The sequence below is a fragment of the Phormidium sp. CCY1219 genome (assembly GCF_035615515.1).
Classification (GTDB): Bacteria; Cyanobacteriota; Cyanobacteriia; order Cyanobacteriales; family Laspinemataceae; genus CCY1219.
Map to the genome: position 1 here is coordinate 1 of NZ_JAJENT010000880.1, position 21,513 is coordinate 21,513.

Sequence of the window (21,513 nt, forward strand, 5' to 3'; positions counted from 1 at the left end):
GATGTTGTCGTCTCCGGCATCTCCTTGGATGCTGTCGTTGCCGAGGTTGCCTGCGATAATGTCGTTGTTGTCGCCACCACTGATGTAGTCGTCGCCGCCATCTCCGGTGATGCTGTCGTCTCCGGCATCTCCGAAGATTTGATCGCTGTCGTTGCCGCCGGAAATGGTGTCTTTGGCGTTGCCGCCTGAGATGGTGTCGAGACCATCGTTGCCTTGGATGCTGTCGTTGCCGTCGTTGCCTTCGATGTTATCTTGACCGGCATCTCCGGTGATGTTGTCTTCGCCTTCGTTGCCGAAGATTTGGTCATCCTGGTTGCCACCAGAGATACTGTCATCGCCGGTGTTACCTTCGATGTAGTCGTTGCCATTATCCCCGGAAATAATGTCGTTGTCTTCGTTTCCTTGGATGGTGTCTTCGTTGTCGCCTCCGGAGATGTTGTCTTGTCCGAGGTTGCCTTGGATGCGATCGTTTCCACCGTCGCCGGAGATGCGATCGTCTCCTGAATCTCCGTAAATTAAGTCACTACCACCGTCACCGGAAACAGTATCATTGCCAAAACCTGCATAGATTTTATCTGCGTCCTCTCCACCAGAAATTTTATCTTCATACGAACCGTTAGGGTCAAAATTTTGAATTGATGAACTTAACTCATTAATATTGAGAGAATTTTCGTTAACCAAGTTTGTGGTGGAGGTTTCAGCATAAATAGAACGGCTAAAAGATGTAAAACTAGCTTCTATTATAATATCGCCGTCATCATCTTGTAGTTCTTGTTGATCTCCATATATAACATCCTTTCCAGAACCACCATAGATTTCGTCTTTGCCTTCACCACCTATTATTATGTCCGATTTATCTCCACCATCAATAAAGTCGGCATCATTACCCCCGTCTAAAAAGTCACATCCATCATGACCTAACAGATTGTCGTTACCACCTAGACCCAGAAAAATATCGGTGCCGTACCCACCAGACATTCGATCTGCAAAAAGTTGAGTTCCAGGCGGTACTGGCCCAGTAAAACCAGAATACTGGTAGCTGGTTCCAAGAATAACTTCAACACTACTAAGAACATCTTGATGACCGCGACTATCTACTACCGTATAAATGTCGTAGCCTGCTCTTGAAGAGTATTCAACTACAATGGGGCTAGTTTGTTCTCCTGGATCTGAGTAGTCTGCAATATCTACTCCCTTGCCTCCGTCTAAAAAGTCATATCCAGAACCACCAATTAAGACATCGTTCTGGTCTTTGGCGCGAATTACATCATTGCCTGCTTTGGCTATAAAAGTCTGGGATTGACCTCCCCAGCCTTCTATGTAGTCGCTCCAAGCATAACCTTCATGAGTTGATTGGTACAAACTTGTTGGAGATGTATCATTAAAATGATAACCGTCATAATGATGTTGTTTGCTGTCAAAGAAAGAACTGAAACTTGAACGAGCTTGAAACACTAAATCTTCATTTTCTAAATTAGCTTTTAATGTATGATCTTTCAATCCAGCCGCAACTCCCAAAGGAATATCTCTTGTCAAAAAATCACCAAAAAATTTCTGAAATTTTTTCTTGTAACTTACGTTGGCATCAATCTGCAAATCAGGAACAAAATCAGAACCGTTTTTTTCTATAAGTTCAATCTCTAGATCGGAATGTTCTGATTTAACTTGGGAATAATTAGTTGGAGAAGCAAATCCTATTACTTGAATTCTTGATAAGTTAGTTGGAGCGGCTTCAATGATTTTATTCAGAGCATCCTCAATAAACAGATTTCCCTGTGAGTGAGCCAGTAATTGTAAACTATTTCGTGGGTTTTTTGCCAACCATAAAATAGCTTCATTTACCCATGCACCTTGTTCAATATCTTCTTCTTCTTGAAGTTTTTTAATTTCTTTTGCTTTTCCTTCGTTAACCTGTTCACTTACTGTAGCCGGTTTCTTATCAAGATACTGAATAAAAAATTCAGCGATATCACTATCTACATCCTCAAAAGTATCAAGAGATTCTATAAAATTATCAATGCCTCCATATTTATCGAAAAAATCAACAATATTTAGTGCGTCTATTTTCATTAAGGATGCCCAATCCAACAAATCATCGGAAATCAATTTCAATTTTTGAAGGTAGGCTGCATTTTCCAAGGTCAGTGAATCAAGTAAACTCGGATCTTCCTCTATTTTTTTTTCATATTTTTTAATAGTATAATCATATAACTTCTCGTTAACAACATCATTGAATTTATCAATTTGTTCTTGAATTTGAAAAGACAAAAGTCCACCGAAGCCCATATCTCCATCTTTGGTTGGATTCCAAACGAATTGATAATCAAATGAATCTTTTAATGACAGATCAATATTAAATGTATTTTGAAGGTTTTCAGCCCCAGGTTTGGCACCATCATATGTATTCCAGATTCCGTTCATGTAAACAACTTTGCTTTGTCCTCGTTCTTCGATGATAGCTGCATATACAAGGTCAGCCGCATTGTCAGCGTCCCAATTATAAGGAGTGTAATTCCAACCATCGCTTGATTCTAAATCTGCTTCTAACTTTAAAAAGTTTTCCGTGAAATTAATATCTGACTTCAAAACGATCGCATCATCCTCACCCTGCAACGCCTGAACCTGAGACTCACTCAACTCAAACCCTTGCACCAAATTAGAAAACAATTCCCCTTCATCCCCTGGGGTATCCTCATCATTAATCTGCCAATCCACATAATGGCCGATTTCTTCCAACAACACGCTGTTAATGGCGGAAAGATTATCAGCATACTGACTCAGAAAGTCTTCCGAGAAGTAAATCGTATTATTTTCCCCGGCATAAGCAGCATTTGCGCCACTGAGTTGGGTTCCGGTGAGGATTTCGATTTGCGGAAGTGATGCAAAGTCTCCGGCAATCCACTGCTGCCGTAACCCTTCTAATTTATCGGCATGGAAGGTTTCGCCAAAAGCGGTTTGGATTTTGAGGAGAAATTCTTCACGGTTGGCGAAGTCGCTTAAGGTGTTGTAGGCGTTTTTCAGGGACTCTTCTACTAAGGCGGCGTGAGTGGAGTTGGCAAAGTTGGTATTCAACATGGTTCTATCCTCGTTTTTGTTTGATGGTGTGGGCTGTTTTTTGGGTGTGTGTTCGATCGCAACACCCGACGGGAGATTAATCCCACCCCGGATCGTGGGATCTACTTATTTAATGGGAAGGTTGGGGGAGTTTTATGCACCGATCGCAGGTTTTGGGAGAAAATTCCACTGGGCGATCGCTTGTGTAACCCTACGCTGGCGCAGGTTTGGGGGAATTTTTTCGGAAGTTGGCGATGGGCGATCGCTTGTCGTCGAGGCATGAGACTCATAAACGTACTCCTTGCTACAAACAGCATCACGGTTGGGGTCTGTCGGGCGATCGGGCTTATTGTCAGATTTCCGGAGGATCCCCCCTAGCCCCCCCTTGGGAAGGGGGGAACCGGAGTGGATTTCCAAGTCCCCCTTAAAAAGGGGGATTTAGGGGGATCCGTCTGAAGTTCCGGAGGATCCCCCCTAGCCCCCCTTGGGAAGGGGGGAACCGGAGTGGGTGGTTAAGTCCCCCTTTTTAAGGGGGATTTAGGGGGATCCGTCTGATTTGGGTTCAGGGTGCGATCGCCTTCTATTTGGTTCTCTATAGCTATGTCTGGTGGATTTTGCTTTTTTTACGGGAAAAGTCGAATTTTGTTACAAAACTTTACGTTACCGTCGGCAAAAGTGGACTGTCAAAGACGGGTGGATGGGTGGCGGAGACGCGATAAATCGGTGTCTCTACATGAGGCACTTCCCACTCCGTTAGAAAAACAACTTCGTAATTTGTAACGATTTGACCCCAGCGCAAGGGGGGATTTTCGCGAATCGCACTGGAGTTTAAACCGTTTAATTGGAAGTGCGATCGGGCAGTGAAAATCAACCGGCAGAGGGATGATTTTCCGGTAAAACTGTTACACTGTTTACATAACAGTAGGGCTATCCGTTTGGATTATATTCGGAGTAATTCCGATAAAATGCTGATTTTTCTGGCGAACTCCTTTACTTTTTAAATGATGACATCAGTATATCACGCAATTTTTATTCTGCAACAAATTTTTGAAAATAAATATTTGTAAATCAATGGATTATTCGTGTCATTTGACAACCGTACAACTAGGTAAATATGAGATAAATATTGAAATTGACGCAAAAATCAATTGATTAAATTACGCAATTGGCGAGGGATGCAGTGGACACAGGGGCAACCGCAACGGTAACGTTTTACTTTTTACATACAAGCGATAATTGGCGAATTATCGGCGGATAATTTTGAATGATAAAGGATTAATCGTGGCGGATTATTGGCAATCAAATCGTGAATTATGCAATAGAGGCGGCGATTTTATCCAAGGAGGATTTGTCTGCGAGTTTGGCAAGGGGGCGATGGGATTATTATGGGTTATCTGTGGGTGGATGACGTGGGAAACGCCATAAATGGGTGTCTCTACATGAAAGCAGCGATGGCCTGTTCTAATTTCTACCCTCAGCCAAGCTAAAAAAACTCCAAATTCCAGCTCAACTTCTGGAGGAATTAGACTTCGATCGCCAAGTGCGGGTAAAATTTCCTTGAGGTAAATTCACTTTAAGTTCGGTTACATTCATCGTGACTTTGACTCTATCCCTATGCTTTGTTGAATAGTTAGGTTTATTATAAATCTATACAATCGCAATTTCAAGACTCCAGAAACTGCGATCGCTTCAACTGGATTTATCCTTCGCCAAGAGTATCGGGATCGATTCTTAACTCTCGCATCCGCCGTTGTATCTCCTGTAGTCGCCCTTCTGCTGCGTCGGCGCGTTGGCGTTCGGTTTCGGCGCGTTGACGTTCGCTTTGTGCCTGCTGCTGGGCGATTTGTGCCTGCTGTTGGGCGATCGCTTCGAGTTCTTGGGGCGTGGAAATCCAGTTCCCCCCTGCGTCATACCAGCGCAACCACAGGCGATCGATGCCTTGATATTCACCTTCCCACAACCCGATTCCCAACTCTAGGGTGGGAATCCAAATTCGGGGTTCCGTGAATTCTACCGATCGATAGCGATCGCCGTTTAGTATAAAAACTCGCCGTCGATTCGTATAGCGCTCGAAAACCACATAATAAGGCACCTTCAAAATTCGTTCGTAAACTTCCCATTTTGTCGGCGGTTGGGTTGGCGCGTGGTTTGTCCGAGGTCTTCGTTTTCCGTACCGGGAGAAATTAACTCCACCACCACCAAAGGGCTGATTCCTTCTTGCCATATTACGTAACTCAATCGCAGATCCGTGCCGTCATACAATCTTGGCACCCCCACTACGGCAAACCAATCTGGTCGTTTATACCAGTTAGAGTGACGCACATCATAATAGAGGTTCATGTCAGTACCGACAAAGATTTCTCCGGGTGGATAGTTGGGAGGTTGAAACGTCAGACGCAGTAATTCCGGTTGTAGGTCGTGAAATTCATCGGGCAAACCGGGTGACTCCGGATTTTCGCTAGGTAAATCGTACATTGTCGGCAAAGTTTCTCTGGGCGATCGCGGCGGATCGGTTTGTTCGATCGGGTATTTCTTCGGTGTCATATATCCACTCTTTTATTAGGTATAGTGAGAAAATGCGGCAGTGTCGCACCCCTATAGTTTATCAAATTTCTCCTCCTTCGATGGCGGGTGGGCAGTGTTCTCATCTCAAATCTGGAGGCATTATGGTAAAAAAATAGCCCCAGCCCCCCGGGGACTGCAAGTCCCCGGCTAATAGCTAAAGTCGGTTGAAAACCGACTGATATGATGTGAAAAAAAAGAGTCCGCGTAGGCGGACTATAGCGCTGTCGCGGGCTACGCTAGTGCCTGCCCAGACGCGATTTCAATCGCCGGCCTTTTTCTGCCCAGACGCGATTTCGATCGCTTTTTCTTGCCCAGGCGCGAATTCGATCGCCCACTGCGATCGCTCATTCACCGCATGTGATATCACTCGCTTTTGGTTAGCTGCCGATCGCGCGCCAAATCATCGAAATCGACAATCCCAGCAATAACGCTCTAAACAGCAAGGTGATAATTTTTGCAGGTAAGCGAGGTAACAAGCGAGTGCCCACTTGCGCGCCGACAATTGCGCCAATCCCGATGCCTAACCCGGTGAACCACAACACATTGCCCTGATAGGCATGGCGGAGTAAACCGGATGCAGAAATTAGCACGATCGCACCCAAACTAATCGGTACTGCTTGTTTAATCGGCACCTGTAGCACAATCACTTGCAGGGGAACCATCACTACACCGCCACCAACACCGAACAACCCCGCCAGCAAACCTGCCAGCAACCCGATCGCGATCGCTTTGAGAGGTTGAGTGGAAGGGGTGGCATTCTCCTCATCATCCGCGCGATCGCCGGTTTCCGTTTGCTGCATTTTGCGCCGCAAACCCATCAAATAAATCGACACCAGCAACAGGGCGGCAAAACTGAGAGATAACCACAAACTCGGCAAGCGATCGCCCAACCAAGCGCCCAATTGCGCCGTGGGAATCCCGCCCACCGCCAATCCCAAAGACGCTTTCCAGTTTAAGCGATCGCTACGCCAATTGCGGAAACTCCCAGACACGGAACTGAGAAAAACCCCCACTAAACTGGTTGCAGTCGCGCGATCGATTGCCACCCCTGACAAGGTGAGTGCCGGAACCATCAGCAAACCACCGCCAATTCCCAAAAGACCCGCCAAAGTTCCGGTGGCAATGCCGAGAAGAAAGAATAAAATTGAAGAAATAGCCGATTCCATTATTGTATTTTCCGGGGCTGTGCGAGTTATAATATAGCAGATTGTTGGCGATTCGTAAACTCCCTACAGGAGTAAATATTTTGCCTCATCTCCCATCTGGAGGAATAGCAATCAAGAAGCATTAGTCCTTGTCATGCGGACTTTGTTTGCCTAGGCGCGATTTCAATCCCCCGCTTTTTATTCGGGTTCTTTGTGTGCTTTTTATTCGCGTTTAACTATCATATCAAACCAGAGAGCAATTTTTTTCACCTCCAAACTGCGATCGCGGCAAATTATTGCGGTTAAAATCCTTACACCAGTCCCTTAACAAAACTTTGCCCTATCATATAAAGTGCCATCCCAAATAACACCAGTCGGTAGACTCGATTCACCAGAGAAGGACTGAGTTTGGGCAACAGGCGAGTGCCGATTTGAGCGCCAATCATTCCACCGATACCGATGCACAAACCGGGCATCCATAACACCCGATGGTTCCAGGCATGTTGCGCTAAACCAGAGGCGGCGATCGGCACTACTGCGCCCAAACTGGCGACCACTGCAGTTTGAATTGATTCGCGAATTAACAACAGGTGAAGTGGGACAATAATTAACCCGCCACCAATTCCAAATAATCCCGACATCACCCCAGCAATTGCCCCAATTTGGGCAAACTTCCAGGGGCGAGGAACGGACTTTTCCGGGGGTTCCACCTCTTCCGATGGTTCTTCCAACTGCTGGCGATCGCTGAGGTTTTGGCGCAGACTCATCAGATAAATTCCACTTAACAATAGCAAGGCAAAACACAATCCCAACCAAGCATCGGGAATGCGATCGCCCATCCATGCACCCACCTGCGCCATCGGAATTCCAAATAAGGCAATTTGTGCCGATTCTCGCCAATTCAGTTCCCCCATCCACCCATTTCTCAAACTGCCAGAAAATGCGGTCAAAAATACCCCCACTAAACTTGTCGCCGCCGCTTCTATCACGGGAAATCCTAACAGGGTCAGCATCGGCACGAGCAAAAATCCCCCACCCAGGCCAAAAATTCCGCCCAACACCCCCGTACAGGTTCCCAATAACAACAGTAACGCCCAAGTCATCGGTTCTGGATTCATCATGGATTGGATTTAATTACGCTTTTCTATTTTACCATTAATTGGGGATTATTTCAAGTAATCAAAGGATTTTTTTGCTGATTTTACGAGCAAAATTACACTCTTTTCTCGTTCCCAGGCTCCGCCTGGGGACGGGCTTCCCGAGGCTCCGCCTCCCCACTGTTAGGCAAGTAAAATAATGTGTAATTTTGCCGACCATTGCTATTTGAGGCAGAGCCTCAAGCTGTGCGTTCCCAGCATGTGCTGGGAACGAGTTAAAGGGAAAAAATTACATGCGTTCTAATACCTTAATTCCCAACAGGGACAATCCCAATTTCAAGGTGGTTGCCGTTAAATCGCACAACATCAAACGGGAAGTTCGCATGGGTTCTTCGGCTTGTAGAACCGGACAGTTTTCATAAAACTGGTTGAACTTTTTGCTCAATTGATAGAGATACTCGCACAGACGATTGGGCAACAAATCTCTTTCTACGGTTTGCAGCACTTCATTCAAACTGAGTAAATGTTTGGCGAGCACCAGTTCGGTTTCTTCTTGCAATTGAATTTGGCGGTTTTCTCCCAGATTTTGGAAATCGATATTTCCTTGGCGGCTAATGCCTTGAATCCGCACGTAAGCATAAAGCAAATACGGCGCGGTATTGCCTTGTAGGGAGAGCATTTTGTCATAACTAAAGACATAGCTGCTGGTGCGATTTTGACTCAAATCGGCATATTTTACCGCACTGATTCCCACGCCTTGGGAGACGCGATCGATAAATTCTTCTGTTTCGCTGCGCCCTTCTTCTTTCAATCTGGTTTCTAAATCTGCCCGGGCGCGATCGACAGCTTCATGCAACAAATCGCGCAAGCGAACGGTTTCGCCTTCGCGCGTTTTGAGTTTTTTCCCCCCTTCGCCTAAAACCAATCCAAAGGGAACGTGAACCACCTCAATATTTTCGGGAATCCAGCCGGCGCGAGTCGCCACTTGGAACACTTGCGCGAAGTGGGTTGCTTGACCCATATCGGTGACGTAAATAATGCGATCGCCCTTATCTTTTTCGATGCGATAGCGCAGGGCAGCTAAGTCAGTGGTAGCATAATTATAGCCACCATTAGACTTTTGCACGATTAACGGTTGAGGTTGTCCTTCTTTGTTAGTAAATCCTTCGAGAAAGACGCATTTTGCCCCTTGGTCTTCCACCAGCAAACCCGCTTTATCCAATTCTTCTATCACTTGCGGAAGATAGGAATTGTAAAACGATTCGCCGCGTTCTTTAAGCTGAATATCCAGCCAGTCGTAAATTTTTTGAAACTCGCGGCGAGATTGTTCGCACAGTAGTTCCCAAGCGCGAATTGCTTCCGCATCGCCGGCTTGCAGCTTCACCACTTGCTGACGGGATATTTCGCGAAATTCTTCATCTTCATCGAAGCGCTTTTTCGCTTTTTTGTAAAACCCAACTAAATCGCCTAAATCCAAAGCGTCGGCGGTAGTGAGTGCTTGGGGAAATGCTTCGCGCAAATAGGTAATTAACATTCCAAATTGGGTGCCCCAATCCCCCACGTGATTGAGGCGCAAAACATCGTGACCCCGGAATTCTAAAATCCGGGCAATGCTATCGCCGATAATGGTCGATCGCAGGTGTCCCACGTGCATTTCTTTAGCAATATTCGGGCTGGAAAAATCCACCACCACCCGCTGCGGATGCTCTACCGGTTCGACACCCAGACGCTCATCGCCGGCAATTGTCGCCAATTGGCTTTCCAAATACTCGGTTTTCAGGGTAAAATTAATAAACCCAGGTCCAGCGATCGCCGGTGCCTCGCAAAAGTCGGAAACATCCAAATTTTCCACAATTTTCCCAGCAATATCCCGAGGCTTTTGCTTTAACGGTTTTGCCAGAGACATCGCCACATTCGATTGATAATCCCCAAATTTAGGATTGCTTGCGGGGACTAACAACGGGTCAGTCCCCGCCATCTCTTCTCCAAAGGCGGCGACTAATGCGTTTTCAACGTTGGTTTTCAGCCGTTCGAGGGTGGAAGTCATACGGTACAACTGTAAAAGTAGCAAACTTCTATTATATCATCGGAGGGCTGAAAAACAAAGTAGCCGATTCCCTGGGGTTTGCTTCAGGATAACAGAAAAGGGACGATAAACCCGGTTGATGACGCAAATCTGTTGCTGTAAAGACGCGATTAATCGCCTCTCTACGATTGGCTGAACTTTCCCCAGTTTTTTACCCCGAGGACATCAACGCCCGAGAAGGAGAAATTTGGGCTACAATCAAAACCAATTCTATCGTACTACCGAGTTGAAAGTCCATGAAAAAACATCTGGTTTTTATCGGTGGGGGTCACAGTCATGCGATCGCCTTGAAAGAATGGGGCATGAATCCCCGCCCCAACGTTTCCATCACATTAATTAGCGATCGCGTTCATACCCCCTATTCCGGCATGTTACCCGGTTATATCGCCGGATTTTACCGCTTTGAGGAAGCCCATATCGACCTCGATCGCCTGACGAATTTTGCCCGGGCAGAATTTTTAGCCGATAAAGCGATCGCCCTCGACTTAGAAAACAATCGGGTTATCTGCGCCAATTTTCCCCCAGTGGAGTTTGATGTCTTATCCATCGATATTGGCAGCACTCCCGCCCAGGAATCCGTACCTGGCGCAACAGAATACGCCATCCCCGCCAAACCCGTTCCCCAGTTATTAGAACGCTGGAATGGTATTTTAGAAAAAGTCCGGCGATCGCCGCAAAAACCCCGTCGCTTTGCAGTAGTTGGCGGAGGTGCTGGTGGTGTAGAATTAATGTTAGCCGTGGATGCCTGCCTGCGTCGCCTGCTCGACCCGGCAGATTTTCAAAACCTCGAACGTCACTTATTTCATCGCGGCAATTCCCTAGTTACTCAGAAAAATCAATACACCCGAAAAACATTAAAAAATGTCCTAGAAAAACGCGGCATAAACCTGCATTTAGGCGAAACGGTTACTGCGTTAAAACAGCAAGAAAACGGGAGAATTCAGGTTAGCTGTGATTCGGGTTTGAGAGTAGAGTGCGATGAGGTTTTTTGGGTAACGCACGCCGCCGGTGCCGATTGGATATCCGCATCGGGTTTAGCCACTGACGCGGCGGGATTTATTCAAGTGAATGAATATTTACAATCGTTGAACCGCGATGATATTTTTGCGGCGGGAGATGTTGCCACAATGGTCAAAAATCCGCGCCCGAAAGCCGGCGTATTCGCCGTGAGACAGGGGAAACCGCTGTATAAAAACTTGATTCGCAGGTTAGAAGGGAAACCGCTGGTACCCTACAAACCGCAACCGCGATTTCTCACGTTACTCAGTACCGGCACTGGAAAAGCGATCGCGGCGCGCGGCGGTTTGGGAGTCGGACCGTCTCGTCTCCTGTGGTGGTTGAAAGATTGGATCGATCGCCGCTTCGTGCAACAGTTCAATCGGTTACCCGAGAGCGGCGATCGCGGGTAACGCCGCAGAAAAATACTGCAAAAACAGCCATGAGCGGCGAAATGCCTGCAATGTGGCAATTTTTAACCAATTCTGTGGGTTAATCTATCTCTCGGTAGAGGTAAGGAGGCGCGATCGCCGCTTACGATGCAGCTTAGGCACGGGAGTTGTCCGAAAGGACACTTCGTTTAAAACAGCTTGAGGTCATTTATATGCAGCGGATTTTTGCAGTGTTCGGTGATGCCAAACGCAGAGCGATCGCGCTTTTGTGTGTGTTAGCATTTATCTTCACCCTTGCCGGCACGTTCTGTGGCGATCGGCCCAGTTACGCCGCCACCGGGTTGGATACGAAGATGGTGAAAGAGGAATATAACCTCGATAACAATAACAGAGAGGATCGGTTTAAGAGTCGCGAAGAAGCCTACCAAGAAGCGATCGAAGACGCACAAACCTTAGAAGGGCAAGAAAAAATCTATGAAAAAAACCTGACTCAATACAAACAAGAACAAGCCCAACCGGGTTTGATAGAAAAAGCGAAAGAATTCGTGCAACAAGGGAGTGAGAAGCCCTAGGCTCCTCTCAATGGATTCCCTGCCATTTCCCAGAGAAGATTCTATGGTACAGAAAGCTTGACCGCGATCCAACCGATTGCGGTCAAACTTTGATTTGAGGACGTTTCTTGTCCCCGAATTTTTTGCACAAACATATCATTGGATAAACACTTGACAACCTCCAGGGCTTGGGAGAAAGGAACAGAGAGTACGCATAGAACTGTACCTCGGCGCGATCGGGGCACCGAGTTACATTCGCTTTCTTGTATCGCCAAAGGTCGCCCGGGTCAACATCGCGAGATAGGAGACCACCAATGAATAAAAAAGAACTTCCAACATTTCCTGTACCTCAAACAGGACAATATGTCAAGGGTTTTGCAAAAATTGGCCGCAAAATCAGTAAAAATACTGACTTGTCGGCTCCATCTGCGCGAGGAAAACGATTTTAGGGGTCATTTTCCTTCGCCGCCTACGTGAATCTACGGAAACTTTCTTAGTTATAACCTATTTTTCCTTCGGTGGGAGAATTACTTCAACTTTTTTTTTGAATTAATATGCCCAGAGAATTTTTCCAGGCCCCTCGACCCCCGAAGTGGGTCAGACTGGGGGGCAGAAAAAGCCCCCATACAGGAGGTCAGCACCCGATCGCCCTTGCGGATCCCTCGGAACTGCACTCCCCCGGAATCGCGATCGCAAAATAGTCCGCGATGCAATTGAACCGCCCATCGAATCCGGGGGCACCCACGGCGTCAGTATTCCCCCACGAGCCACCCCGCACCGGCCTCAGGAGAGATTCAGATGCCGGGGAAAAACAGACATAAAAGAGGGGACAGGGCACCATACCCTGTCCCGCAGAAGGTTCGGAGGTTAACTTAAAACCAGAGCATTTGAGAAGGGTGAGGGATTAATCTTCAGCAAACACATAGCGGCGTAACTCGCTTGCATCGGGTTCCGGGCTATTTTCCGCGAACTCCACCGCCTCATTGACCACCTCTTGCACCTGCTTCTCGATCGCGTCAAGTTCCTCTTGCGTAGCCAGATTTTGCTCTTCGAGATATTTCGCCAAGCGTTTAAGCGGGTCGCGAGACAGCCAGAAGTCCTTTTCCTCCTTGCTTCGCAATTCATCCGGGTCTGCCAGAGAGTGACCCCGGAAGCGATAAGTCAGGGCTTCGATCACCGTAGGGCCTTCACCGGCACGAGCGCGAGCGATCGCCTCCTGAGCGGCAGCGCGAACCGCCAACACATCCATACCATCCACCTCAACCCCCTTGATGCCAAAAGGAGCCGCCTTCTTATAAATTTCCGGTTCCGAAGTCGCCCGTTCGTGAGCCATCCCGATCGCCCACTTATTATTTTCCACCACATAAATAATCGGCAGCTTCCAAAGTGCAGCCATATTCAAGCACTCGTAAAACTGACCGTTATTGCAGGCACCATCCCCGAAGAAACAAGCCGTCACCGTATCGGCAGATTCATCCTCCATCGTTTCCCGACGGTACTTGCTTTGAAACGCCGCGCCAGTCGCCACCGGAATACCTTCCGCCACAAAAGCAAAGCCACCGAGCAGACGATGTTCGCCAGAGAACATGTGCATCGAGCCGCCGCGACCCTTACTGCACCCGGTTTCCTTGCCAAACAACTCCGCCATCACCTCTTTTGCCGGCACCCCCGCACTCAACGCATGGACGTGATCGCGATAGGTGCTGCAGACAAAATCCGCATCCCGTCGCATCGAGCGGATCGTCCCGGTGGACACCGCCTCCTGCCCATTGTAGAGGTGGACGAAGCCAAACATTTTGCCTCGGTAATACATTTCAGCGCACTTATCTTCAAACAAGCGCCCCAACATCATATCCTCATAAAGCATCAGACCCTCATCTTTAGAGAGGTCTACTGATGTTGCGTCAAAAGTGGGTGCAGTCCGTTCCTGAATCATTGATTTTTCCTGACCTAATAATAAGCAGCCATTGCTTTCTCGCAAATGATTTTCATCTCGCGAGGGCAAATAAGCGGGAAAATTTCTACTCTTGAATCCCTCAAACCCTTTTCGGTAAAGGATATCGTACCATCTTGGGGAAATCGAGAGTCTTGCCTGAGCCACAGAACCGGCCAAAAAGTGTCCATTACCCCGCGCCCCTGCCAGCCGATGAAAGCCTCCTCCCTGCCGGAAGCCTCAATCGGGGGAAGATTTGACGGTTCTACTCAGACCTTGTTAAATAGAGGCAAAGACTTATCATACATCCAACCACGTACCCAGGGCGCTTGCTCGCCATCTTGATGGTGACGCGAAACCATGACTGGCTCCTTTGATGGCGAGTCAAGGATTCAGAGACGATAAACTGAATCCCTTTTATGATAGAGACTAGGGACTATAATTATTGCACTATTTTAGTCGTTTATAGGAACTGCTGTCAGTTTGTCTGGTTGCTCATAAAGCAGGGGAAGTAGACTGTGCTAGTGCCACTTGATTATTACCGGATTCTCGGCCTGCCGATTCAGGTACCTGGGGTCGAAACCCCTGGCTATGCTGAACAACTGAAGCAGGCGCATCGCGATCGCAAAGAGCAACTGCCTCGGCGGGAATATTCCGAGGTAGCCACTGATGCTCGCAAACAGCTAATCGATGAAGCCTATGCCGTCCTGTGCGATCCGCAGGAGCGGCAAAAATACGATGCCACATTTTTGACCAAAACCTACGACTTCGAGTCAGAGCAGGAAACACAGGCACCCAACGCTGGCGAGGAGACCCCGGAATCCTACCTCGATCCCCATACCCCGAGCCTGGATATTGCCCCAGAGCAATCGATCGGAGCCTTGCTCATTCTCCAAGAACTCGGAGAATACGAACTGGTGTTAAAACTGGGACTACCCACCCTCAGCGCCAACAACATCAGCCTGAAAAACGGGAAATTTGGAGACCCCAACCTGGTGGTTCCGGATATCGTATTAACCCTTGCCCTCGCCTGCTTAGAACTGGGGCGAGAACAATGGCAGCAAGGAAAATATGAAAATGCCGCCGTCTCCTTAGAAACCGGACAAGAACTGTTACTGCGCGAAGGATTATTCCCCTCGGTGCGCGGAGAAATGCAAGCCGACCTCTACAAACTTCGTCCCTACAGGATTTTAGAATTATTAGCCCTGCCGGAAAATAAACTCAAGCAGCGACAGCACGGATTGCAGTTATTGCAAGACATGCTAGAGGAACGGGGCGGAATAGACGGCACCGGAGACGATCGCTCCGGCTTGTCCGTAGATGACTTTTTGCGCTTCATTCAACAACTTCGCAGCCATCTAACTGCCGCCGAACAGCAAGAGCTGTTTGAAGCCGAAGCCCGTCGGCCCTCAGCCGTGGCCACCTATCTAGCCGTGTATGCCTTAGTGGCGCGCGGGTTTGCCGAGCGACAACCCGCCCTGATTCGGCGCGCCAAACTGCTGCTGACCCACTTGGGGCGGCGTCAGGACGTGCATCTGGAACAAGCCGTCTGCGCCCTGCTGCTGGGACAAACCGAAGAAGCCGCTCAAGCCCTCGAACTCACCCAGGAACGGGAAACCCTCGCCTTTATTCGCGCCAATTCCGAAGATTCGCCGGACTTGTTGCCCGGATTGTGTCTGTATGGCGAGCGCTGGATGCAAGCAGAAGTCTTTCCCCATTTTCGGGATTTGGCATCAGCCCAGGCATCCCTGAAAGATTATTTTGCCGACGAGCAGGTGCAAGGGTATTTAGAAGCCCTACCCGACACGAATGCCGAAGAAGAGAACGAGTGGATGGTGGTGCCACCGCCGCCCACCCCCCTCACCGTGGGTTTGCCAGAACCAACCACCCCCAAACAATCCCCCTTTACCACCTTGCAAGCCAAAAACGGCTCTGCCAATGGGGTTTCTTCCTCCTCGCGACTTTCTTCCACCACGGGGAATGTGGCCACCTTGCCCACCGCCATTCGCACCAGCCCTCCCCCGGAGTCTGCGCGATCGAACAGCGTCCCCGACCCAGCGATCGCCGAGTCCCATTCGCAACACCCCCCCGCCAACGGCGCTCGAGGGGACGATCGCAGCCGCCTGCCCGTGGCATCCAGAGTTCGCGCCCCCGAACCCACAGCGCCTCCCGCACCCCGTCGCAGTAGCACCAGACGCGGAACAGGCAGGATTCCGGGACGGTTCAAAGGAATGAAGATAGACCGCTTGATTTTGCTTGGCGTCGGAGGTCTGCTGGGTCTGTTGCTTCTGTGGTTGCTGCTTGGCGCGATCGCCGGTCTGTTTCAAAGGGGTCCGTCTTTGAAAGGAGAGCAGCTCGATATCGCCCTCCACGAGGCGATCGTGCCAATGCCAGTTTCCGATAGCGACGCCCTGGTGGATATGGGCGGCCCGCTCAATCAAGCCCTTGGTCGAAGCATTATTCAGAAATGGTTATCGATTAAATCCCTGGCCCTCGGTCCGGAGCATCAAGTGGAGCAATTAGAAGAAATTCTTATGGATCCGGCCCTGTCGGTGTGGCAGCAACGGGCAGAAAATGCTCGCCAGGAGAATTGGTATTGGGAATACGACCACAATCTGGTCGAGGCTGACGTGCAAGCTAGCGAAACCGATCCGAATCGCGGCACCGTGGTGGTTGAGGTCAGCGAAGCGGCTCGATTGTTTGAAAACGGTCAGCAAACTCGCCAGCGCGAGGACAATTTGCAGGTTCAGTATCAGTTGGTTCGCACCGATGGACAGTGGCGCATCCGGGACTGGGAAATTCTCCGATAGGCTCATCCCAGTTGGTGGCGCGATCGCCCCCGGTTCCTCAACTTTTCCTAACCCCCTGACTCATCGCAGTCCGGGGGTTTTATCGTAGCGGTTTGCCCCACCATCGGCGATCGCACCCTTGGCACCCCAGAGCAATTGGCTCCTTTTTGCGGTTTGTCAGGAAATCTTGACATTTTGACCCAGAGAAGGCGATCCCGTTTTCCGCCTAATGTCAAAATTCCCTGACATTCCGATCCCCGAGTTGCCCATAAAACCGTCAAACCCCTGAAAATCAACCCTTATACCCCCTTGACCGAATCGGGAGTTTTCTGCAACATGGGAGGTAAGAAACGCGATCCCAACGATCCCAAAAAAAATCTGTGGATTTACCGTTTCTCGTCTCCGCCTCTGGGGGAGTGGGAAAAAAATCGCCAGAGTTAGCCTGACTCTTCAGACGAGCATCCCCAAGCGCCCACCTGTTGGGACGGCTTGGGAGAATGCAAGCCCAGACGATCGCGCCAGGTGATTCGAGCGCCGCTAAGGGGCGATCGCGCCACCCCACGCCTCGGGCAAATTGCCACAACAAGGCAATCCATCCCCCGGGCAAAGCGCGAGAACCTCGCAACTGCGCGACCCCAGTTTCAATTCAGTATTTTTCTATCCCGACCGCAATTGATTTTCCAGTCAAAAAACTAGATCCGCGATCCAACACCAAGGCTCAAATTAAGAAAATGCAGGTCGAGACCCGCTTCGAGCCACAGAGCGTCCCCGCGAGGAGATGTAGGCCAAGCGATCGAACTGTCGTATAGCCGAATAGGAGGCCACAGTAACAATGGCGAAAGAACGCCCCCCCTTAGAAGAGATGACACTGCGGCAACTTCGCAAAGTCGCCAGCGAATATGCCATCTCCCGATACAGCCGGATGCGGAAATCGCAACTTCTGGCAGCAATCAAAGAAAAACAACGCACCAAAATTTCTGTCGAACAAACTCGTAGCTTGGAGGCTCAGGAAGAAGTGGAAGCAGCAAAATTTGAATTGGGACAAGAAGACCGCACCGGAGGGACTCTCGCCTCGGTTGATGAAGGACTCAGCGATCTGCCCAGTGGCTATGGCGAAAGCCGGATCGTGCTGCTACCCCGCGACCCCCAATGGGCCTACACCTACTGGGATATCCCCAACGAACACAAAGAAGAACTGCGTCGCCAAGGCGGTCAGCAACTCGCCCTGCGGTTGTACGATGTCACCGACATCAACCTGGAATACCAAAGCCCCCACAGCATCCAGGAATATCCCTCCGATGAACTGGCCCGGGAATGGTATCTGCCGATTCCGGTGAGCGATCGCGACTATGCCGTGGATATTGGCTACCGCTGCGCCGATGGTCGCTGGCTGGTGTTAGCCCGTTCCACCCCGGTCCACACTCCCCCGGTCTATCCCTCCGACTGGATCGAAGACCAATTCATCACCGTTGACTGGGAAGAAGACCTGAAGGGCAAAACCTTCCTGGAACTGGTTCCCCCCAGCAAAAAAGCCGCAGCAGCAACCGCCAACCCCATCTACGACGAAATCTTCGGCATGGCAGAAGGTGCCGAAGCGCAACGGGTGGCCGGCTCTGTGTTCGGTTCCATGCAGCATGTCCCCGGTTCCGCCTACCCCTCCCAAGCCGTCAGCTCCTATGTCTTCCCCTCCGGTGTGGGCATGTGGGCAGTCCCAACTATGTCCGGTCTCACCATGTCTGGTGTGGGCATGTCCGGCGTCGGCTTCTCCGCCTCCGCACCGCCGATCCGTCCGCGCAAATTCTGGCTGGTGGCCGATGCTGAACTGATCGTTTACGGGGCTACCGAACCGGATGCTACCGTCACCGTGGGCGGACGTCCCATCAAACTCAATCCCGATGGCACCTTCCGCTTCCAAATGTCTTTCCAAGATGGCAACATCGACTACCCGATCGTCGCCGTTGCTGCGGATGGCGAACAAAGCCGCTCGATTCACATGACCTTCAATCGCGAAACTCCTTCCCGCAATACCAACACCAAAGAAGAAGCCGTGGAAGAGTGGCTGGCATAACTCCCACTACCAGGGAAAGGATGAGGGAGAAACGTTTGTCCCGCTTCGAGCCAACCCTTCTCCTTCACCCTCAATCCAACTAACCCTATCCCCCGAGGTTACTCGGGGGATTGTTATTTTATAAAAGACAAGTCGCTCGAAAAAGTTAAATCGGCAACCAAAATGCTGAAGTGGAACCTTAGTCGATGCGGGCCGAGGGCGATCGCCCTTGACCCCATTCGCCGCCCATCCCTCTCACCCGAGGGACGGGTACCCGACCACTGGGGTAGCATAATTTATTACCACATTTTAAATCATTTGTCAACCCCTAACGGGGAATTTTGCCGAAATTGAGGGCGCAAAGCCACGGGACGAGAGCCAGATGGATATTATTCAGATTCTCAAACAAGATTATCAGCGGTTTCCCGAGAACCAAACCTACAGCATTTACACCGAAGAAGTGTACTTCAAAGACCCGATGAACGAATTTCGGGGCCGCGATCGCTATGAGCAAACCATCGAGTTCATCAGCAAGTGGTTTAAAGATGTGCAAATGGACCTGCACGATATTCGCCGTCGCGACAATACCATCGAAACCCGCTGGACTTTGCACTGGACCGCACCAGTTCCCTGGGAACCGAGAATTTCCATTCCGGGCACCAGCGAGTTAAAACTTAACCGCGAGTCGCAAATTATTTCCCATATTGACTACTGGGATATCTCGCGCCTCGATGTACTCAAACAACTGTTTTTCCCCCGGTCCCCCACCGCCGGCGCAAAATGAGAAGCAGCCATAAAGACGGGAAAATTGAGCGGCGATCGCGTCACTTAGGTGCGAAAATTGCCCGCCCACCTCAGTTAAACGAGAAGCCAACCCCGGCCATAGATAGGCGATCGCCCGCCTGAACTCCCCACCCATTCCCCGGAGAAAAACCCCTGTAGCCGCAGTTACCCAGAAAAACCCGTTAAAGTAAAGAGGTGTAAACAAATTCTCAGACAAAACTGAAACCTTCATGCGTTTAATTTTAATGACCGGAAAAGGCGGAGTTGGCAAAACCTCCGTCGCCGCCGCCACGGGAATGCGCTGTGCCGAACTCGGCTATAAAACCCTCGTCCTCAGCACCGATCCCGCCCATTCCCTCGCCGATAGTTTCGATATGGAACTCGCCCACGAACCGCGCAAGGTGCGAGACAATCTGTGGGGAGCCGAACTCGACGCCTTAATCGAGTTAGAAGCCAACTGGGGATCCGTGAAGCGCTATATCACCGAAGTCCTGCAAGCGCGAGGACTCGAAGGCGTACAAGCCGAAGAACTCGCCATTTTACCCGGAATGGATGAAATCTTCGGTTTGGTGCGGATGAAACGCCATTACGACGAAGGCGAATATGACGTTTTAATTATTGACTCCGCCCCCACCGGCACCGCACTGCGCTTGCTCAGTTTGCCGGAAGTTTCCGGTTGGTACATGAGACGCTTTTACAAACCCTTGCAAGGCATTTCCGTCGCCCTCAGACCCTTAGTCGAACCCATTTTTAAACCCATTGCCGGGTTTTCCTTACCCGATAAAGATGTGATGGATGCCCCTTATGAATTTTACGAACAAATTGAAGCACTCGAACGGGTTTTAACCGACAATACCCAAACCTCGGTGCGGTTAGTCACCAATCCCGAAAAAATGGTGATTAAAGAATCCTTACGCGCTCACGCTTACTTGAGCCTATACAATGTGGCCACCGATTTAGTCATCGCTAATCGGATTATCCCCGATACCGTTACCGACCCGTTTTTCCAGCGCTGGAAAGAAAATCAACAGCAACATAAAGAAGAAATTCACGAAAACTTCCGTCCGCTTCCCGTCAAAGAAGTGCCGCTTTATTCTGAAGAAATGTGCGGTTTAGACGCCCTAGAACGCCTGAAAAATACCCTGTTTGGAGACTCGGAAGACCCCACCGATGTCTATTACAAAGAAACCACCGTTAGAGTTATTCAAGACCAAAATCAGTACAGTCTAGAACTGTATCTACCGGGAATCGCCAAAGACAAAATCGAACTGAGCAAAACCGCAGATGAACTTAATATCCGGATTGGCAACCATCGGCGCAACTTAGTGCTGCCCCAGGCATTAGCAGCATTGCAACCATGCGGAGCGAAAATGGAAGAGGATTATTTGAAAATTCGCTTTGCTGAAACGGCAAAAGTTTAACATCGAGCGGTTTTCAATTCCCCATTGAAAACCGCTTTTTTATATAGCCTTTCTCAGATTGATGCGATCCGTAGCCGAATAATTATTACCGCGCTTGCACCTCCGAGGAGAAAAACTCTCTACCTTACCCATATCAAAATATTATAACTATGGCGCGATCGCGATAGGCTTTTTCACCGATGGCGCGCTACAGGATAAATAACTATTCCGCTCATCGATACAGTTTTCCCCATCCCTGGAGTTGGACTAGGGATAAATAACTATTCCGCTAATCACTATGTTTTTTTCCCATATCTGGAAGTTGGACTAGGGATAAAAAACTATTCCGCTCATCGGTATAGTTTTTTTCCATATCTGGGAGTTGGACTAGGGATAAATAACTATTCCGCTCATCGGGACAGTTTTTTTCCATATCTGGGAGTTGGACTAGGGATAAATAACCATTGCGCTAATCACTATGTTTTTTTCCATCCCTGGAGTTGGACTAGGGATAAATAACCATTGCGCTAATCACTATGTTTTTTTTCCGTCCCTGGAGTTGGACTAGGGATAAAAAACTATTCCGCTCATCGGGACAGTTTTTTTCCACCGATCGCGTGGTGGTGGTGAAATATAGCAGGTCTGTTGCTTGATGCGATCCGCAGCCGAATAGTC

At 49.3% G+C, this 21,513-nt stretch carries 18 protein-coding genes; 8 read left to right on the top strand and 10 right to left on the bottom strand.

Annotated elements, in window-relative coordinates; genetic code table 11:
* The 3 genes from LKK83_RS28780 to LKK83_RS28790 form a co-directional block, all read right to left on the bottom strand.
* Nucleotides 1–3,075 (bottom strand): calcium-binding protein (locus tag LKK83_RS28780; RefSeq protein ID WP_324634899.1); only part of this gene is annotated, 3,075 nt, incomplete at its 3' end.
* 101 nt (nt 3,076–3,176) lie between these two features.
* Nucleotides 3,177–3,344, bottom strand: a complete 168-nt coding sequence (locus LKK83_RS28785) for a hypothetical protein (RefSeq protein ID WP_324634900.1) — start codon at nt 3,342–3,344, stop codon at nt 3,177–3,179.
* 365 nt (nt 3,345–3,709) lie between these two features.
* Nucleotides 3,710–3,925, bottom strand: a complete 216-nt coding sequence (locus tag LKK83_RS28790; RefSeq protein WP_324634901.1) for a hypothetical protein — start codon at nt 3,923–3,925, stop codon at nt 3,710–3,712.
* A gap of 389 nt (nt 3,926–4,314) precedes the next feature.
* Between LKK83_RS28790 and LKK83_RS28795 the strand changes: the two genes are divergently transcribed.
* Complete coding sequence (locus LKK83_RS28795) at nt 4,315–4,479, top strand: hypothetical protein (RefSeq protein WP_324634902.1); 165 nt, start codon at nt 4,315–4,317, stop codon at nt 4,477–4,479.
* 274 nt (nt 4,480–4,753) lie between these two features.
* Here LKK83_RS28795 and LKK83_RS32465 read toward each other — a convergent pair whose 3' ends face one another.
* The 5 genes from LKK83_RS32465 to argS all read right to left on the bottom strand — a co-directional run bounded on the left by LKK83_RS32465 (nt 4,754) and on the right by argS (nt 9,908).
* Nucleotides 4,754–5,146, bottom strand: a complete 393-nt coding sequence (locus LKK83_RS32465; RefSeq protein ID WP_442957384.1) for a hypothetical protein — start codon at nt 5,144–5,146, stop codon at nt 4,754–4,756.
* A gap of 2 nt (nt 5,147–5,148) precedes the next feature.
* Complete coding sequence (locus LKK83_RS32470; protein ID WP_442957385.1) at nt 5,149–5,598, bottom strand: Uma2 family endonuclease; 450 nt, start codon at nt 5,596–5,598, stop codon at nt 5,149–5,151.
* Nucleotides 5,599–5,996: 398 nt separating this feature from the next.
* Complete coding sequence (locus tag LKK83_RS28805) at nt 5,997–6,785, bottom strand: sulfite exporter TauE/SafE family protein (RefSeq protein WP_324634903.1); 789 nt, start codon at nt 6,783–6,785, stop codon at nt 5,997–5,999.
* Nucleotides 6,786–7,075: 290 nt separating this feature from the next.
* On the bottom strand, nt 7,076–7,885 hold the full coding sequence (locus LKK83_RS28810) for a sulfite exporter TauE/SafE family protein (RefSeq protein WP_324634904.1): 810 nt from the start codon (nt 7,883–7,885) through the stop codon (nt 7,076–7,078).
* Between the two features lie 265 nt (nt 7,886–8,150).
* A complete protein-coding gene (argS, locus tag LKK83_RS28815) occupies nt 8,151–9,908 on the bottom strand; it encodes an arginine--tRNA ligase (RefSeq protein ID WP_324634905.1) in 1,758 nt (585 codons plus the stop codon).
* Between the two features lie 275 nt (nt 9,909–10,183).
* On the opposite strand from argS, the gene LKK83_RS28820 reads away from it, so the two are divergent.
* The 3 genes from LKK83_RS28820 (at nt 10,184) to LKK83_RS28830 (ending at nt 12,335) form a co-directional block, all read left to right on the top strand.
* Nucleotides 10,184–11,356 (top strand): FAD-dependent oxidoreductase, encoded by a 1,173-nt coding sequence (locus tag LKK83_RS28820; protein ID WP_324634906.1) that lies wholly within the window; start codon nt 10,184–10,186, stop codon nt 11,354–11,356.
* Between the two features lie 191 nt (nt 11,357–11,547).
* On the top strand, nt 11,548–11,907 hold the full coding sequence (locus LKK83_RS28825; protein WP_324634907.1) for a hypothetical protein: 360 nt from the start codon (nt 11,548–11,550) through the stop codon (nt 11,905–11,907).
* A gap of 293 nt (nt 11,908–12,200) precedes the next feature.
* Nucleotides 12,201–12,335 carry a hypothetical protein gene (locus LKK83_RS28830; RefSeq protein WP_324634908.1) on the top strand — a complete coding sequence of 45 codons (135 nt, stop codon included), beginning with the start codon at nt 12,201–12,203 and terminating at the stop codon, nt 12,333–12,335.
* Between the two features lie 455 nt (nt 12,336–12,790).
* Here LKK83_RS28830 and pdhA read toward each other — a convergent pair whose 3' ends face one another.
* Nucleotides 12,791–13,822 (bottom strand): pyruvate dehydrogenase (acetyl-transferring) E1 component subunit alpha, encoded by a 1,032-nt coding sequence (gene pdhA / locus LKK83_RS28835; protein ID WP_324634909.1) that lies wholly within the window; start codon nt 13,820–13,822, stop codon nt 12,791–12,793.
* A 515-nt stretch (nt 13,823–14,337) separates the two neighbouring features.
* On the opposite strand from pdhA, the gene LKK83_RS28840 reads away from it, so the two are divergent.
* Nucleotides 14,338–16,629: an IMS domain-containing protein gene (locus LKK83_RS28840; RefSeq protein ID WP_324634910.1), complete on the top strand. Its 2,292-nt coding sequence runs from the start codon at nt 14,338–14,340 to the stop codon at nt 16,627–16,629.
* A 47-nt stretch (nt 16,630–16,676) separates the two neighbouring features.
* On the opposite strand, the gene LKK83_RS28845 is transcribed toward LKK83_RS28840, so the two are convergent.
* Nucleotides 16,677–16,802 carry a hypothetical protein gene (locus LKK83_RS28845; RefSeq protein WP_324634911.1) on the bottom strand — a complete coding sequence of 42 codons (126 nt, stop codon included), beginning with the start codon at nt 16,800–16,802 and terminating at the stop codon, nt 16,677–16,679.
* Between the two features lie 638 nt (nt 16,803–17,440).
* Between LKK83_RS28845 and LKK83_RS28850 the strand changes: the two genes are divergently transcribed.
* The 3 genes from LKK83_RS28850 (at nt 17,441) to LKK83_RS28860 (ending at nt 20,859) form a co-directional block, all read left to right on the top strand.
* A complete protein-coding gene (locus LKK83_RS28850; RefSeq protein WP_324634912.1) occupies nt 17,441–18,676 on the top strand; it encodes a DUF4912 domain-containing protein in 1,236 nt (411 codons plus the stop codon).
* A 361-nt stretch (nt 18,677–19,037) separates the two neighbouring features.
* Nucleotides 19,038–19,439: a DUF2358 domain-containing protein gene (locus LKK83_RS28855; protein WP_324634913.1), complete on the top strand. Its 402-nt coding sequence runs from the start codon at nt 19,038–19,040 to the stop codon at nt 19,437–19,439.
* 229 nt (nt 19,440–19,668) lie between these two features.
* The gene (locus tag LKK83_RS28860) at nt 19,669–20,859 is read left to right on the top strand and encodes a TRC40/GET3/ArsA family transport-energizing ATPase (RefSeq protein WP_324634914.1); all 1,191 of its coding nucleotides are present in this window, start codon (nt 19,669–19,671) and stop codon (nt 20,857–20,859) included.
* The last annotated feature ends 654 nt before the right edge of the window (nt 20,860–21,513 follow it).